Origin of the sequence: Mycolicibacterium lutetiense, assembly GCF_017876775.1 — a bacterium.
Classification (GTDB): Bacteria; Actinomycetota; Actinomycetes; order Mycobacteriales; family Mycobacteriaceae; genus Mycobacterium; species Mycobacterium lutetiense.
Window position 1 is genome coordinate 4,185,251 of record NZ_JAGIOP010000002.1, and the last position, 14,746, is coordinate 4,199,996.

General features: G+C 66.1%; 15 protein-coding genes and 1 pseudogene. 10 read left to right on the top strand and 6 right to left on the bottom strand.

Annotation, left to right across the window (positions count from 1 at the left end; all coding sequences use genetic code 11):
• Nucleotides 1-94 precede the first annotated feature (94 nt).
• On the bottom strand, nt 95-895 hold the full coding sequence (locus tag JOF57_RS29260) for a crotonase/enoyl-CoA hydratase family protein (RefSeq protein WP_209922913.1): 801 nt from the start codon (nt 893-895) through the stop codon (nt 95-97).
• A gap of 69 nt (nt 896-964) precedes the next feature.
• On the opposite strand from JOF57_RS29260, the gene JOF57_RS29265 reads away from it, so the two are divergent.
• The 4 genes from JOF57_RS29265 (at nt 965) to JOF57_RS29280 (ending at nt 5,962) form a co-directional block, all read left to right on the top strand.
• Complete coding sequence (locus JOF57_RS29265; RefSeq protein ID WP_209922915.1) at nt 965-2,617, top strand: medium/long-chain-fatty-acid--CoA/3-oxocholest-4-en-26-oate--CoA ligase; 1,653 nt, start codon at nt 965-967, stop codon at nt 2,615-2,617.
• A complete protein-coding gene (locus JOF57_RS29270) occupies nt 2,614-3,735 on the top strand; it encodes an NAD(P)H-dependent flavin oxidoreductase (protein WP_209922916.1) in 1,122 nt (373 codons plus the stop codon). The genes JOF57_RS29265 and JOF57_RS29270 overlap by 4 nt, the downstream gene beginning before the upstream one ends.
• Before the next feature lie 94 nt (nt 3,736-3,829).
• Nucleotides 3,830-5,026 carry an IS30 family transposase gene (locus JOF57_RS29275; protein ID WP_209914822.1) on the top strand — a complete coding sequence of 399 codons (1,197 nt, stop codon included), beginning with the start codon at nt 3,830-3,832 and terminating at the stop codon, nt 5,024-5,026.
• Nucleotides 5,027-5,113: 87 nt separating this feature from the next.
• Nucleotides 5,114-5,962: a class I SAM-dependent methyltransferase gene (locus JOF57_RS29280; protein WP_407666624.1), complete on the top strand. Its 849-nt coding sequence runs from the start codon at nt 5,114-5,116 to the stop codon at nt 5,960-5,962.
• A gap of 7 nt (nt 5,963-5,969) precedes the next feature.
• Here JOF57_RS29280 and JOF57_RS29285 read toward each other — a convergent pair whose 3' ends face one another.
• The 3 genes from JOF57_RS29285 to JOF57_RS29295 all read right to left on the bottom strand — a co-directional run bounded on the left by JOF57_RS29285 (nt 5,970) and on the right by JOF57_RS29295 (nt 8,969).
• A complete protein-coding gene (locus JOF57_RS29285) occupies nt 5,970-7,529 on the bottom strand; it encodes a succinic semialdehyde dehydrogenase (protein WP_209922918.1) in 1,560 nt (519 codons plus the stop codon).
• Between the two features lie 113 nt (nt 7,530-7,642).
• Nucleotides 7,643-8,422 carry an IclR family transcriptional regulator gene (locus JOF57_RS29290; protein WP_209922920.1) on the bottom strand — a complete coding sequence of 260 codons (780 nt, stop codon included), beginning with the start codon at nt 8,420-8,422 and terminating at the stop codon, nt 7,643-7,645.
• Nucleotides 8,423-8,495: 73 nt separating this feature from the next.
• Nucleotides 8,496-8,969, bottom strand: coding sequence for a nuclear transport factor 2 family protein (locus JOF57_RS29295; protein ID WP_209922921.1), 474 nt, complete (start codon nt 8,967-8,969; stop codon nt 8,496-8,498).
• A gap of 55 nt (nt 8,970-9,024) precedes the next feature.
• Here JOF57_RS29295 and JOF57_RS31110 point away from each other — a divergent pair.
• The 5 genes and pseudogenes from JOF57_RS31110 to JOF57_RS29315 form a co-directional block, all read left to right on the top strand.
• Nucleotides 9,025-9,150: pseudogene (locus JOF57_RS31110) on the top strand (SDR family NAD(P)-dependent oxidoreductase); the annotation flags it as partial.
• 28 nt (nt 9,151-9,178) lie between these two features.
• Nucleotides 9,179-9,922, top strand: coding sequence for an SDR family NAD(P)-dependent oxidoreductase (locus JOF57_RS29300; RefSeq protein ID WP_209923823.1), 744 nt, complete (start codon nt 9,179-9,181; stop codon nt 9,920-9,922).
• Nucleotides 9,923-10,005: 83 nt separating this feature from the next.
• Nucleotides 10,006-11,250 carry an NADH:flavin oxidoreductase gene (locus JOF57_RS29305; protein WP_209922923.1) on the top strand — a complete coding sequence of 415 codons (1,245 nt, stop codon included), beginning with the start codon at nt 10,006-10,008 and terminating at the stop codon, nt 11,248-11,250.
• Nucleotides 11,247-12,038 (top strand): SDR family oxidoreductase, encoded by a 792-nt coding sequence (locus JOF57_RS29310; protein ID WP_209922925.1) that lies wholly within the window; start codon nt 11,247-11,249, stop codon nt 12,036-12,038. The genes JOF57_RS29305 and JOF57_RS29310 overlap by 4 nt, the downstream gene beginning before the upstream one ends.
• Nucleotides 12,039-12,128: 90 nt before the next feature.
• Nucleotides 12,129-12,524, top strand: coding sequence for a VOC family protein (locus tag JOF57_RS29315; RefSeq protein ID WP_209922927.1), 396 nt, complete (start codon nt 12,129-12,131; stop codon nt 12,522-12,524).
• Here the strand turns inward: JOF57_RS29315 and JOF57_RS29320 are convergent.
• The gene (locus tag JOF57_RS29320; RefSeq protein WP_209922929.1) at nt 12,461-13,186 is read right to left on the bottom strand and encodes a helix-turn-helix domain-containing protein; all 726 of its coding nucleotides are present in this window, start codon (nt 13,184-13,186) and stop codon (nt 12,461-12,463) included. The two genes, JOF57_RS29315 and JOF57_RS29320, sit on opposite strands and share 64 nt — an antisense overlap.
• Before the next feature lie 42 nt (nt 13,187-13,228).
• Here JOF57_RS29320 and JOF57_RS29325 point away from each other — a divergent pair, with 42 nt between their 5' ends.
• Nucleotides 13,229-13,783: a TetR/AcrR family transcriptional regulator gene (locus JOF57_RS29325; protein ID WP_209922931.1), complete on the top strand. Its 555-nt coding sequence runs from the start codon at nt 13,229-13,231 to the stop codon at nt 13,781-13,783.
• On the opposite strand, the gene JOF57_RS29330 is transcribed toward JOF57_RS29325, so the two are convergent.
• Nucleotides 13,769-14,743, bottom strand: a complete 975-nt coding sequence (locus JOF57_RS29330) for an NAD-dependent epimerase/dehydratase family protein (protein WP_209922932.1) — start codon at nt 14,741-14,743, stop codon at nt 13,769-13,771. The two genes, JOF57_RS29325 and JOF57_RS29330, sit on opposite strands and share 15 nt — an antisense overlap.
• Nucleotides 14,744-14,746 lie beyond the last annotated feature (3 nt).

Here is a 14,746-nt window from a genome sequence, read left to right on the forward strand (position 1 = left end):
TGGCACGAGTATAGGGCTGCTCGGTGCCACGACGAGGACAGTTGGCGGGGTGGAATCGCTACAACGGTGTCGACGCCGGGCGCCGCACCGCGAATCAGCGCATCTGGAACTTGGGCGCGCGCTTCTCCTTGAAAGCCAGCGGGCCTTCCTTGGCGTCGGCGGACAGGAACACCGGGATGCCGTTGGCGGTGTCGGGCTTGAACGCCTCGTTCTCGTGCATGCCTTCGGTCTCGCGGATGGTCTTGAGGATTGCCTGCACGGCCAGTGGGCCGTTGTTGTTGATCACCTCGGCGATCTCCAGGGCCTTCTCCAGCGCGGTGCCGTCGGGCACCACGTGACCGATGAGGCCGTACTCCAGGGCCTGGGCGGCGGTGATGTGACGTCCGGTCAGCAGCATGTCGCAGGCGATGGTGTAAGGAATCTGGCGAACCAGGCGCACCGCAGAGCCGCCCATCGGGTACAGGCTCCACTTGGCCTCGGAGATGCCGAACTTGGCGCTCTCGCCGGCGACGCGGATGTCGGTGCCCTGCAGGATCTCGGTGCCGCCGGCGATGGCCGGTCCCTCGACCGCAGCGATCAGTGGCTTGGTGAGCCGGCGGCCCTTGAGCAGGCCGTCGATCCGTGACGGGTCGTAGCTACCGTCCTTGAACGAATCGCCCGGCGGCTTCTTGGTGGCACCCTTGAGGTCCATGCCCGCGCAGAAGTAGCCGCCGGCGCCGGTGAGGATGCAGGTGCGGATCTCGGGATCGCTGTCGACGCGGTCCCAGGCGTCGACCATGATCGAGAGCATCTCGGTGGAAAGCGCGTTCCGTGCCTCGGGCCGGTTCAGCGTCAGGATCAGCGTGTGTCCGCGCTGCTCAATGAGGGCGTCGGGCCCTCTTTCGGTCTCGCTCACGAGTGCCAACTCCTCTGCATTTTCCACCCAGACTTGTCTCGAAATGTAACACGTTCTAGTTTAGGTTCTGTGGCTCTGAATATTGCGGATCTTGCCGAGCACGCCATCGATGCTGTGCCTGACCGTGTCGCCCTGATTTGTGGCGACGAACAGCTGACCTATGCGCAGCTGGAGGAGAAGGCCAACCGTCTGGCCCACTACCTGATCGCCCAAGGCGTCAAGAAGGACGACAAGGTCGGCCTTTACTGTCGCAACCGCATCGAGATCGTGATCGGGATGCTGGGCATCGTGAAGGCCGGCGCGATCCTGGTCAACGTCAACTTCCGCTATGTCGAGGGCGAGCTGAAGTACCTGTTCGAGAACTCGGACATGGTCGCGCTGATCCATGAGCGCCGCTACGCCGACCGGGTGGACAACGTCCTGCCGGAGACCCCGAAGGTGAAGACCGTCCTGGTGGTCGAAGACGGGTCGGACGACGACTTCCAGCGCTACGGGGGTGTCGCATTCGAGGATGCCCTGGCGCAGGGTTCACCCGAACGTGACTTCGGCCCGCGCAGCGAGGACGACATCTACCTGCTCTACACCGGCGGCACCACCGGATTCCCCAAGGGCGTCATGTGGCGTCACGAGGACATCTACCGGGTGTTGTTCGGCGGCACCGACTTCGCCACCGGCGAGCCCATCGCCGACGAATACGACCTGTCCAAGCAGGCCGTCGCCAACCCGCCGATGATCCGGCTGCCTATCCCGCCGATGATCCACGGCGCGACCCAGTCGGCCACCTGGATGGCGTTGTTCACCGGCCACACCGTGGTGCTGATGCCGGAATTCGACGCCGATGCAGCCTGGCGGATGATCCACGAGCACAAGGTCAACCTGCTGTTCTTCACTGGTGACGCGATGGCCCGGCCGCTGCTGGACGCGCTGCTGGCGCACCAGGAGGACGGGAACGAATACGACCTGTCGAGCTTGTTCCTGCTGGCCAGCACCGCGGCCCTGTTCTCCACCAGCCTCAAGGAGAAATTCCTCGAGCTGCTGCCCAACCGGATCATCACCGACTCGATCGGCTCCTCGGAGACCGGCTTCGGTGGCACGTCCATCGTGGCCAAGGGACAGAGCCACACCGGCGGTCCGCGCGTGACCATCGACAAGAACACCAAGGTGCTCGACGAGGACGGCAACGAGGTGGTTCCGGGCTCGGGCGTGCGCGGCATCATCGCCAAGTGCGGTCACATCCCGGTCGGTTACTTCAAGGACGAGAAGAAGACCGCAGAGACCTTCCGGACCTTCCACGGCGTCCGCTACGCCATCCCGGGCGACTACGCCGAGGTCGAGGCCGACGGCAGCGTGACCATGCTGGGTCGCGGCTCGGTGTCGATCAACTCCGGTGGCGAGAAGATCTATCCCGAAGAGGTCGAGGCCGCGCTGAAGGGCCACCCGGACGTGTTCGACGCGCTCGTGGTCGGGGTGCCCGACGAGCGTTTCGGTCAGCACGTCGCCGCCGTCGTGCAGCCGCGTGCAGGTGCGCGCCCGACGCTGGCCGATCTCGATGCGTTCGTGCGCAACGAGATCGCCGGCTACAAGGTGCCACGCAGCCTGTGGCTGGTCGACGAGGTCAAGCGCTCGCCGGCGGGTAAGCCCGACTACCGCTGGGCCAAGGACACCACCGAGGAGCGGGCCGCCGACGAGGTGCACGCAAATCACGTGGGAGCGAAATCGTGAAAACCGAATTGAGCGAACGGTTCGGGGTCGAATACCCGATCTTCGTCTTCACCCCGTCGGAGAAGGTGGCCGCGGCGGTCACCCGGGCCGGCGGTCTGGGTGTGCTGGGCTGCGTGCGGTTCAACGATCCCGACGAGTTGGACAACGTGCTGTCCTGGATGGACGCCAACACCGACGGTAAGCCGTACGGCGTCGACGTGGTGATGCCCAACAAGATCCCCACCGAGGGCAGCGCCGTCGACATCGACAAGCTGATTCCGCAGGCTCACCGGGACTTCGTCGCGAAAACCCTTGCTGATCTTGGCGTTCCGCCGCTCCCAGAGGAGGGTGAGCACAACACCGGTGTGCTGGGCTGGCTGCACTCGGTGGCGCGAAGCCATGTCGAGGTGGCGTTGCGCCATCCGATCAAACTGATCGCCAACGCGCTGGGTTCTCCGCCCAATGACGTCATCGAGCAGGTTCACGAGGCCGGTGTCCCGGTGGCTGCGCTGGCCGGTAGCGCGAAGCATGCGCTCAGCCATGTCGCCAACGGGGTGGACATCGTCATCGCCCAGGGGCACGAAGCCGGCGGGCACACCGGTGAGATCGGTTCGGTGGTGTTGTGGCCGGAAATCGTCGATGCCGTCGACGGTAAGGCCGCGGTGCTCGCTGCCGGCGGGATCGGCAGCGGCAGGCAGCTGGCTGCCGCCCTGGCGCTCGGTGCCCAGGGTGTGTGGATGGGTTCGGCGTTCCTCACGGCAGCCGAATACGACCTGGGGGAGCGTCGCGAGTCGGGCGCCTCGGTGATCCAGGAGGCATTGCTGAAAGCCACCTCCGCCGATACGGTCCGCCGAAAGATCTACTCCGGCAAGCCCGCCCGGATCCTGAAGAGCCGCTGGACCGACGCCTGGGACGCACCGGGCGCACCCGAAGCATTGCCGATGCCGCTGCAGAACATCCTGGTCGGCGAGGCGCATCAGCGGATGAGCCTGTCCGACGACCCGACCGCGGTCGCCATGCCGGTAGGCCAGATCGTGGGCCGGATGAACGAGATCCGGCCAGCCGCCGACATCATCGCCGAGCTGGTGAGCGGTTTCGAGGCTGCCACCAAGCGCCTGGACGGTATCGCCGGAAGCTGAGTCTGCGCGTAGCGCGTCGAGCCTGCGTTCAGATCGCGATTTCTCACGGCAGATTCATACGGTCAATGCAACATCCGTCAATGTGGGGGTTGCAATGCCGACTGGTTATCGGGCGCCGTGGTGGTTGAAGCGGCAGTTTTTTGATCTGGTGTGTGCCGGGATGTCGGTGCTGGAGGCCGAACGTCAACTCGGTGTGTCACGCAATGTCGGGCGGGCGTGGTGGCGTAAGGCTGGCGGTATGAGGCTGCGAATTGGCAAAGGTGATCTCGGGTTGGCCGAACCTGGTGACCTCACCCGTGCCGGCGGACGTGGTCACCGGCTGAGCTACGACGAACGCGTCCTGATCATGCGGGGGCTCGATCAACGACACCCACAGGCTGAGATTGCCCGCCAGCTCGATCGCGATCCCAGCGTCATCTCACGCGAGATCCGGCGCAATCGCACTGCGGCCGGGGACTATCACGCAGGGTTGGCTCATGCCAGAGCTAGTCAGAAAGCCAAGCGGCCCAAAGAGTTCAAGCTCAACGACACCCGGGTGTGCGCCGCCATCGAAACCTGGATGGATGACGGGTGGAGCCCGAAACTGATCGCCGAGATGTTGGCTCGTGACCATCCCGATGACAGGCTGACACGGGTGAGCCACGAAACCATCTACAAGTGCCTCTACGTGCAAGGCCGCGGCCAGCTACGCGCCGATCTGAACAAGTGCTTGTCGACTAAACGCGCCGCTCGCAAGCCCCGGGGCAGTACCGAGCGACGCGGGAAGTTCAGCGATGTGATCACCATCAGCCAGCGGCCCGCCGTGGTGGATGACCGTGCCGTGCCCGGGCATTGGGAAGGTGACCTGATCCTGGGCGCCGCAGGTGGCAGCGCAATCGGGACCCTGGTCGAGCGCAGCACCCGATTCACCATCTTGCTGCACCTACCGCACGATCACACCGCCGATTCGGTGGCCACCGCGATGATCGAGGCGATGAACGAGCTGCCTGCTCACCTACGTCGCACGATCACCTGGGATCGCGGCAGCGAGATGGCCCGCTGGCACGACATCAGCCTGGCACTGCAAGCGCCGGTCTACTTCTGCGATCCTCATTCACCCTGGCAGCGGGGCAGTAACGAGAACACCAACCGGCTGCTGCGGTTCTGGTTCGAAAAGGGCACCGACCTGTCCGGCTACACCAAAGCCGACCTCAAAGGAGTCCAAGACAAACTCAACACCCGACCCCGACCCACCCTGGACTTCGACACCCCAGCCCAACGTTTGGCCACTCTCCTCGATCAAGCTGCCTAACCGCGTTGCACTAACCACTTGACTTCGAGCACGATTTCGCGCTCTGGACGCAGGCTCGATGTCGTTCGGGTGGGTATGGTCGGCGGCGTGGCTATTGATCAGCAGGAAGCGGACGCCCTGGCGGCGAACCGTGCCAACTGGGATGACCGGGCCGAGGTCCATGTCCGGTCCCAGATGTACGACGTGGCAGGGTTTCTGGCTGATCCCACCGACATCTCGCAGGTGGTGCGCAACGACCTCGAGGTGCTCGCACCGCATCTGCCGGCCGCCGGGGTCAGGGACCGATCGCTGCTGCACCTGCAGTGCCACATCGGTACCGACACCGTCTCCTGGGCGAGGCTGGGAGCACGTGACGTGCACGGCGTCGACCTGTCGCCGAACTCGTTGCGGCACGCGGCCCGGATCGCCGCGGCCGACGGGAGTGAGATCACCTGGGTCGAGGGCGACGCGCGGTTCGCGTCGAGCTTGATCCCGCGGCGTTTCGATACCGTGGTGACCAGTGCCGGGACCATCGTCTGGTTGCCGGAACTCGCCAACTGGGCCCGGTCGATCCACGACCTGCTTGAGCCGGGTGGGGTGTTCCTGATCCGCGACGACCATCCGCTGCTGGGTGCGATGGACTTCGAACCGTGGGACATCACCGATGACTACCTCAGCGGCGGCGGTACCCGAACTTACGACGACTCAGGGACGTACACAGAGGATTCGGCGGGTCAGATCGCCAATACGCGCAACCACGAGTGGCGCCACGACCTGTCCGAAGTCGTGAACTCGCTGCGGCAGGCCGGGCTGGTCATCGAGGCATTGGCCGAACTGCCCTACATGGACTGGCCGGCGTTTCCGGCCTTGGTGCCCTGCCCTCAAGGGTGGGCACTACCGCCCGGGGCGCCGCGCATCCCGCTGAACTTCGCGGTGGTTGCACGGCGTCCCGGATAGCCCGGGTCTAACGACCCGGCAGTTTCTGCAGCGCCCGGATCATCGGGGTGAGTGCCTTCTGCCAGACCGTCTGCGAGATCCCCAGCGGCGGGTCGAGATTGATCACCCGCGCGGTGGAGACCGTCTGGGATTCGGTGTACTTGAGGATGCCGTCGGCGCCGTGGCGGCGTCCGACCCCGGAGGCCTTCATGCCGCCCATCGGGGCCGCGGTACTGCCGAACGCCAGGGCATAACCTTCGTCGACGTTGACGGTGCCGGAGCTGATCCGGGCGGCGATCTTCTCGCCTTCGGACTTCGAACCCGCCCACACGCTCGCGTTGAGGCCGTACTCGGTGTCGTTGGCCTTCTCGACGGCCTCGGCGACGGAATCGACCGGGTAGATCGACACCAGCGGGCCGAAGGTCTCGTTGCGCGCGCATTCCATCTCGTCGGTGACGCCGGTCAGCACGGTCGGCTCGTAGAACAGCGGGCCGAGGTCGGGGCGCGCATTGCCACCGGCAACCACCTTGGCGCCCTTGGCTTTCGCGTCGTCGACGTGACCGGACACGGTCTTGATCTGATCTTCTGAGATCAGACTGCCCATATCGGCGGTGAAGTCGTAGGCCGCCGACAGGTTCATGTTGCGCACCTGCTCGGCGAACTTGGCGGTGAACTCGTCGGCGACCGCCCGCTCGACGTAGATCCGCTCGATCGAGATGCACAGCTGACCGGCATTGGAGAAGCAGGCGCGGGTGGCGGCCTTGGCGGCCACCTTCAGGTTGGCGCCCTTGGTGACGATCATCGGGTTCTTGCCGCCGAGTTCGGCGGAGAAGCCGATCAGCCGCCGGCCGCACTGCTCGGCCAGTGCCCGCCCGGTGGCCGTCGAACCGGTGAACATCATGTAGTCGCAGTTCTGCACGATCGCGGTGCCGACCACCGAGCCCGGCCCGGTTACCACCGCGAACAGTTCGCGCGGCAGCCCGGCCTGATACAGCAGTTCGGCGTTGGCCAGCGTGCAGTACGGCGTCTGGCTGTCCGGCTTGACCACCACGGCATTGCCGGCCAGCAGGGCCGGGATGGAATCCGAGATCGACAGGGTCATGGGGTAATTCCACGGCGAGATGACGCCGATGACTCCCTTGGGATGGTGATTGACCACGGTCTTGACGAACCCCGGGAGCAGACCCTGCACCCGCTTCGTCGAGAGCAGTCGGGCGGCTTCGCGGGCGTAGTAGTTCGCGTTCAAGATCATGTCGACGATCTCTTCCTGCGCGGCTGAGCGGGCCTTGCCGGTTTCAGCCTGGGCCACATCCATCAGGAAGTCGCGATTCTTGGCCAGCAGTGCGCCGAAACGCTTGATGACGGCGGCGCGTTCCTTGACCGGCCGCTTGGCCCATTGTGCCTGCGCGGCACGTGCTTTGGCGAAGGCGGCGGTCACGTCCTCGGCGGTGCCGACCGGGATGGTGGTCAGCTCTTTGCCGGTGAAGACCTCGTCGATGGTTTTCGTCGGGCGCGCACTGACTTCAGCGTCGTCGATCGCGACGAGCGCACGCAGACGAGCGAAATCCGCAGTGGACGGAGCAGGCATCACGGCCTCCCTACTGGCAAGTAACTTGTGGGTTATCGGCAAACCTACCTGCCCGAGCAGCCGTCGTCACGCTCGCGGTCGTGGCCCGCGGCGAAACGGCGTTGGGGTGTTGCCTAGCGCAACATGGCAGTCGTTTGTGCCGCCGCATCGGCGACGAGCGGCACCAGCCCTTCGATCTGCACCGAGTCGGCCGCACCGCAGACACAGATTGCCGCTACCGGTCGACCGTCGGCGTCCCGGACCGCAGCCGCCACGCTGGGCAACGCGATGCCCACGAACGTGCGCGTTTGATCTCCCCGATCGATCGAGACACCGTGCTCTCGCCTGATTCGGGCCAACTCCCGATGGAGACTTGTGAGATCCCAACCTGCGGTGCCCGACGAGCGGGCCAGTCGCTTGCCGAACAGTGAATCGACGTCCTCAGGCGGCAGCCACGCGAGCATCGCGCGGCCACCGGTCGTCTGGTATGCCACATGCCTGCTGCCCACCTTCGACGGAAGGGTGGCCGCAAAGGGGCCGCCCACCTTGTCGAGGAAAATCTCGTCGGCCCCCTGGAGTACCGCCAGATGCACGACCAGACCGGTCCGCAGGTGTAGTCGATGGAGATGGTCGGCAGCCGCTTGCCGGACCTGGCTGTGCAGCCCGTCCTGACCGCCCAGTCGAAGTGCTCGCCGTCCCAGGCTGTACTGCGTCCCGGTGTACTCAAGCCATTGCAGCCCGACCAGCTGTCCGAGGATCCGGTGTGTGGTCGATCGCGGCAGGTGCGCGCGAGTGGCGATCTGATCGAGATTCAGGCGCGACGTCGGACGCTGCTCGAATGCATCCAGGATGAGAGTGACACGCTCGACCATCGATGGTCCGGTGAGCTCAGGACCCTGCGTGCTGACGGCCATCGCCACGCCACCTCCACCAAAATGAACTCTTCGTTCGAATCTAGCAGCGGTGTCCCGACTGGGCCCTCAGCAGTCAGATATGTAGTGCGTTGCCCGGCGTCACCGCGAAGCTGGGGAGATCGGACAGCGACACGGTGGCCTCGTAGGTGCGTTGGTACCCCGTGGCGCTGATCTTCCAGCCGTCGCTGGTGCGGCGATACCGGTCCTGGTAGAACGCGGCGCCGATCAGCATCAAGCTGTGCTCGGGCACGATGACGCGATCCTGCAGATACCAAATTCCCGACGCGGAATCCGGGCCGGTCATCGTGATCTCGGGATGGGTGACCCGGTGTTCGCTGATGACACCGGCGGACAACGACGACCGCATGTAGTCCACCAGTGACGCGCGATCGGTAAAGCGGTGATCCTCGCCGAGCGACGCGCCGTAGTCCGCGACGATGTCCTCGGCCAGCGTGGTGGCGAACTCGTCCCAATTCTTTGTGTCCAATGCCCGCAAGTAGCGGTACTTGACCTGTTTGATCGCCTCGACGGACTCGAAATCACTCATCCGCCCATTGCAGCACCGGCCGCGCAGGCCCGCCGTCTGCATTCCGGTGAGCGAGATGCTGCCGCCGCCGGAGCCGCGTGTGGGCGACGATGGCTGGACGGATCTCCTGACATGCGGACCGTGGGCGGTGATCGCCGGTGGGTCTGAAGGAGTGCGCGCCGCGTTCGCCCGCCGGCTCGCCTCGCAGGTATCGACAGGAAGGATCGATGATGAGGTTGGCAGGCAAGATTGCGATCGTCACCGGCGGTGCCGGCGGGATCGGGCGCGGCATCACCCGGGCGTTCGTCAAGGAAGGCGCCAAGGTCCTGGTCGTCGACATCAACGACGAGGCAGGCAAGGCTGTCGAAGCAGAGCTCGGTTCGGCCGTCCGCTATCTCGGCGCCGATATTTCCGAGAAGGAGAGCGCAGCACAGATCTGCGCGGCTGCCGTCGAGGCATTCGGATCGGTCAGCGTGCTGGTCAACAATGCGCACGCATCGCGCCAAGCTCCACTGCTGGACACCACCCAGGAGATGCTGGACCTGTCCTTCGGCACCGGCTTCTACCCGACCTGGTGGCTGATGCAGGCCTGCCACGCCCAACTCAAGGCCAACGCCGGGTCGGTGATCAACTTCGCCTCCGGTGCCGGCATCGAGGGCCAGGTGAACCAGGCCTCCTACGCGGCGGCCAAGGAGGCGATCCGGGCGATCAGCCGGGTGGCGGCCAACGAATGGGCGGCCGACGGAATCAACGTCAACCTGATCTCCCCGCTGGCGTTGACCGAGGGCGTCGAGGCCTACCTCGCGGCCAATCCGGGCATCGAAGACAAGCTGCTGGCCGGCACCCCGATGCACCGGTTCGGCGATCCCGAGGCCGACATCGGCCGGGTAGCAGCCTTTCTCGCCAGTGACGACGCCCGTTACATGACCGGGCAGACTCTGATGGTCGACGGCGGCACCATCAAGCTGCGCTGATATCCGACCCGTGCACGACCGGACCATCTCGCTGACCGGTATGAGCGATTGACGGCCCGCGCAGCCCGAAACACACTGCCAGGATGGCCAGCACTGACACATCAAATCGGCCGGAGCAGGCGCGACCCGATCCGTTTCAACCGGTTGCCCTGGGGCCGGTGCAATTACGCAACAGGGTCATCAAGGCCGCCACGTCGGAAGGACGGTCGCCCAAGGGTGGCGTCACCGACGAACTGATCGACTTCCATCGGCGCTTCGCCGACGGGGGAGTGGGCATGACGACCCTGGCGTACTGCTGCGTTTCCCGCGAGGGAGCGAGCGCACCCGGGCAGATCCTCATGGACCGCAAGGCAGTTCCCGGGTTGAAGAAGTTGACGGACACCATGCATGACGCCGGCGCCGCGGTGTCGGCTCAACTCGGGCACGCCGGCGTGGTGGCGTCGAAGAAGATCACCGGAGTGCGGGCGGTGGCGCCCAGCAGGTTCTTCAACCCGTCGTCGCTCGAGTACTGCCGGGAGATCAGGCGCACCGAGATCGCGCGGGTGATCGACCAGTTCGGTGCGGCGGCAGAGGTCGCGCTCGAGTCCGGATTCGATGCGGTGGAACTGCATTTCGGCCACCTCTATCTCCCGAGTTCGTTCCTCAGCCCCCTGCTCAACCGCCGCAAGGACGACTACGGCGGCACCATCGACAACCGCACCCGGTTCGTCCGCGAAATCGCGCAACGGGTACGTGAAGTCGTCGGCAATCGGATCGCGGTCATCGCCAAGATCAGCATGGATGACGGCATCCGGGGCAGCATCTGGCTCGACGAGTCGCTGCGTACCGCGCAACTGCTGGACCGGGATGGAAACCTCGACGCCATCGAGCTGACCCAGGGCTCATCAGTGTCGAAGCAGATGTACCTGTTCCGCGGCGACGTCCCGGTCGACGAGTTCGCCGCGGTGATGCGTGAGCCGATGAAAACGGGCGTCCGTGTGATCGGCAAGAAGATGATGGGCGAGTACCCTTACCGTGATCTGTACATGCTCGAATCGGCTCGCCAGTTCGTCCCCGTCATGAAGAACACCCAGCTGGTGCTGTTGGGTGGGATTACCAACCGCGAGCACATGATCACCGGTCTTCGTGAGGGTTTCGACTTCCTCGCGATGGGCCGGGCACTGCTGCGGGAGCCGGATCTCATTCGCCGGATGGCCGACGATCCGTCGGTGCGAAGCCGATGCAATCACAACAACAAGTGCATGGTGACGGTGTTCGGCCGTACTCACTGTGTGCTCGATCCGGATCAGCGGTATCCGAGTCGATCTAAAGATGAAGGGCAACAATGATACTGGATAGATTTCGAATCGACGGTCAGGTCGCGGTCATCACGGGCGCCGGCCGCGGGTTGGGCGCGGCCATTGCGCTCGCCTTCGCCGAGGCAGGTGCCGACGTTGTCATCGCATCGCGCACCCGGACCGAATTGGAGGCCGTCGCCGAGCGGGTGCGCGGCGTGGGCCGCCGCGCGCACGTGGTCGCCGCCGACCTCGCCCACCCTGCAGCGACCGCGGAACTGGCCGGCCAAGCCGTCGAGGCGTTCGGGCGGCTGGACATCGTCGTCAACAATGTCGGCGGCACCATGCCGAACGCCCTGTTGAACACCTCGACGCAGGACCTCACCGACGCGTTCACCTTCAACGTCGGGACCGCGCATGCACTGATCACCGCAGCAGTACCGCTGATGCTGGAGCACTCCGGGGGTGGCAACGTCATCAACATCAGCTCGGCGGTCGGGCGGTTGGCCGGCCGAGGTTTCGGCGCCTACGGCACCGCCAAGGCGGCACTCGCTCACTACACGCGGCTGGCCGCGGCAGACCTGTGCCCTCGGGTCAGGGTCAATGCGATAGCGCCGGGGGCAATCCTGACTTCGTCGCTGGCCGTGGTGGCAGCCAATGACGAGTTACGTACGCCGATGGAGAAGGTGACCCCGATGCGGCGGTTGGGCGATCCCGAGGACATCGCCGCCGCCGCACTGTATCTGGCATCTCCGGCCGGTGGGTATCTGACCGGGAAGATGTTGGAAGTCGACGGCGGACTCACCTTCCCCAACTTCGAATTGCCCATCCCGGACCTGTGACAGCGGTCTCCGGCTGCCGCGCAACGCCGCTCGCCGTCCGCTGTCCGATTCGTTCAAGACTCGCGCTGCGGGTGGCTCTAACCTGCTGATATGCCCATCAACCCGATTTCGGCGGTCATCGAGATCGTCGCCAAAGACGTGCCCGCATCCCTGGATTTCTACCGGCTGCTCGGCCTGGAGGTTCCCCAACCGGACGGGCCGCACGCCGAGGTGGCGCTGCCCGGCGGAAACCGTCTCGCGTTCGACACCGAGGAGGTGATCGCGGGTATGCATCCCGGCTGGACGCCCCCGGCCGGGCCTGGGCGGGTCGCCCTGGCCTTCGGGCTGGACTCGCCCGCCGACGTCGACGCGCTGTATGCCCGCCTCACCGATGCCGGATACCCGGGGGCACTCAAACCGTTCGACGCGCCCTGGGGGCAGCGCTATGCGACGGTCGAAGATCCCGACGGCACCTCGGTGGACCTGTTCGCCGCGTTGGCGGGTTGACGCAGCCGGCGTATTCCTACCCCGGCCAGCGCGCGGATCTCGCGGTGTAGGTGGGGCTGATCGGCATAGCCCGCCCGGGCCGCGACCGTACTGGAACCCATGCCGGTGCCGATCAGCCCGACCGCGCGACGGAATCGCAGAATGCGGCGCAGCGTCGCCGGACCGTATCCGTAGACCGCCGTGCACTGCCGCTGCATGGTCCGGTTGGACCAGCCGACGAGGCGCGCCGTCGCGCTCACTGATTGGCCGGTCGCCAATGCGCGCGTGACGTCACCAAGCATCGGCAGGGACCACGGGGCCGTCTCGGTACGAGGTGACTGCGAGGCCAGCGCGGCGGTGAGTTCTTCGAGGGAGCTGCCCCGGGTGGCCGGGCGCAGCTCATCCAGCTCGACCCGGGTGTCGCATAGCTCGGACGCCGGAACGCCCAGTAGGCGGGGAAGGACGCCGGGGCGAAACCGTAACCCCCGCACCGGATCCCGGCCGCCGGAAGCGATGTGCGCCGTGGTGTCGGGGCCGGCGACGATGATCGTGCCGTCGATCTGGATCAAGTCCATGCAGCCGTCGGGCAGAATCCGGCCGGGTTCAGCCGGGCCGGTGCGGTCCCACCGGCATTCCACCAGTTCGCGCAGGTGCGGCGGCGGATCCTGTTCGCGGTAGCCCACGTCCTCGACGCTACCCGTGCCTCCATACGGTTGAATCGGGGAATGGCCGGGCGACCACGTGATGCGTCGATCGACGAGCGGGTGCTCGCGGTCACCAGGGAATTGCTGGTCGAAGTGGGCTGGGACGATCTGAGCGTACGGCTGGTTGCGGTGCGTTCCGGGGTGGGCCGGTCCAGTCTGAACCGGCGCTGGTCGTCGAAAGCGGAACTCGTGCTGCACGCGATACTCGGCGAAGCGCCCGATATGTCACCGTTTTCCGGTACCGACCTGGCCGGGTGGATCGATTGGGTGGTCCGCGGCAGCAATCAGTTGTTCAGCCGCGCCGATGTCAGCGAGGCGGTGCCGGGCCTGCTACTGGCGCTCCGCGAGAACGGCGCGTTGCGTAAGGCGCTGTGGGACGGGTTCAGCGGGCCGGCGATCGAGATGTTCGCCGTCCGGGGTTACGGCACCGAGGCGGACGCGAAGGCTGTGCTGTCCATGGCGGCCGGCGCCGCACTGTTCACCACCACGGTTGCGGCCGACGACGATTCACCCGAGCTGCAGCAGCGGCAGGTGCGGCTGCTCAGCCGGGCGCTGGGTGTGTCACCGGCCGAATGACGCCCGGATCGCGTCCTGCGGCGAGCGCCAGGCGTCGATGCCAAGGTCGTTCAGCGTGCTCTTGTCGTCGGTGGGGGTGGCCGCGGTGAGCAGCAACGCCGCCTCGTGGCTGATCCCGTCCCCGAGCGGCAGTATCCCGCCGAGTAGATCCGAGCACCAGCCGATGCCGCGGAAAAGGCTTGCCGACACCGGGATTCGGCGGATCTTGCGCCCGGCGCCCTGTTCGAGGGTATCGATCATCTCGTTGAACGACACCATCACGCCGCCGCAGACATACCGTTTGGGGCCGCGTCCGGGTGCCATGAGCCGCTCGTGCACCAGCGCGACATCGCGCACATCGATCATCTGCATGCCGCCCGGCATGCGCGGCGCCAGACCGGCCTTGACGATCGGTGCCCAGCCGCGCTCGGTGACGCCGGCGGCGGTGAAGTAGGCCGGGCCGACCACGCTCGACGGGTAGGTGACCACGACCGGTGCTCCGGCGTCCTGCAACCGCCGGGCCACCCGATCGGCGTAGGCCTTGGTCTGGGCGTAGGGGCTGCGCCCCGGCGCAGGCGGGGTGTCGGCGGAGATCACCCCGTTCGGCGGCGGGAACAACGAGCTGTAGCTGCTGACCGAGACGATGGGATCGAGCCCGGCCTCGACGGCTCGGTTGAGTACGGCCTCGGTCGCGTGTGCGTTGATCTCCCACATCAGCTTTTCGCGCCGGCGATCAGTGCCGACGATGCCCGCGGCGTGGATCAGGGCGTCGCAGCCCGACAGCAGGTTCCCGACGGTGCCACTGTCGCGGATATCGCCCTCGAGCACGGTCATCTCACCGAGCGCTGCCAGGCGGCCGATCACCTCGTCGCCGCCGCAACCCGGGGCGACCAGCAGGCGGATGCGATGCCCCGCGGCCAGCAGGCCCCGAACGGTGTGGGCGCCCAGATAACCGGTGCCGCCGGTGACTGCGATTTGCATGGT

Bases quoted from the DNA above. Each gene is read 5' to 3' on its own strand.
- JOF57_RS29275 (WP_209914822.1), top strand. From the start codon at position 3,830: ATGCCGACTGGTTATCGGGCGCCGTGGTGGTTGAAGCGGCAGTTTTTT.
- JOF57_RS29300 (WP_209923823.1), top strand. From the start codon at position 9,179: ATGAGGTTGGCAGGCAAGATTGCGATCGTCACCGGCGGTGCCGGCGGG.
- JOF57_RS29285 (WP_209922918.1), bottom strand. From the start codon at position 7,529: ATGCCTGCTCCGTCCACTGCGGATTTCGCTCGTCTGCGTGCGCTCGTC.
- JOF57_RS29305 (WP_209922923.1), top strand. From the start codon at position 10,006: ATGGCCAGCACTGACACATCAAATCGGCCGGAGCAGGCGCGACCCGAT.
- JOF57_RS29315 (WP_209922927.1), top strand. From the start codon at position 12,129: ATGCCCATCAACCCGATTTCGGCGGTCATCGAGATCGTCGCCAAAGAC.
- JOF57_RS29295 (WP_209922921.1), bottom strand. From the start codon at position 8,969: ATGAGTGATTTCGAGTCCGTCGAGGCGATCAAACAGGTCAAGTACCGC.
- JOF57_RS29310 (WP_209922925.1), top strand. From the start codon at position 11,247: ATGATACTGGATAGATTTCGAATCGACGGTCAGGTCGCGGTCATCACG.
- JOF57_RS29290 (WP_209922920.1), bottom strand. From the start codon at position 8,422: ATGGCCGTCAGCACGCAGGGTCCTGAGCTCACCGGACCATCGATGGTC.
- JOF57_RS29325 (WP_209922931.1), top strand. From the start codon at position 13,229: ATGGCCGGGCGACCACGTGATGCGTCGATCGACGAGCGGGTGCTCGCG.
- JOF57_RS29330 (WP_209922932.1), bottom strand. From the start codon at position 14,743: ATGCAAATCGCAGTCACCGGCGGCACCGGTTATCTGGGCGCCCACACC.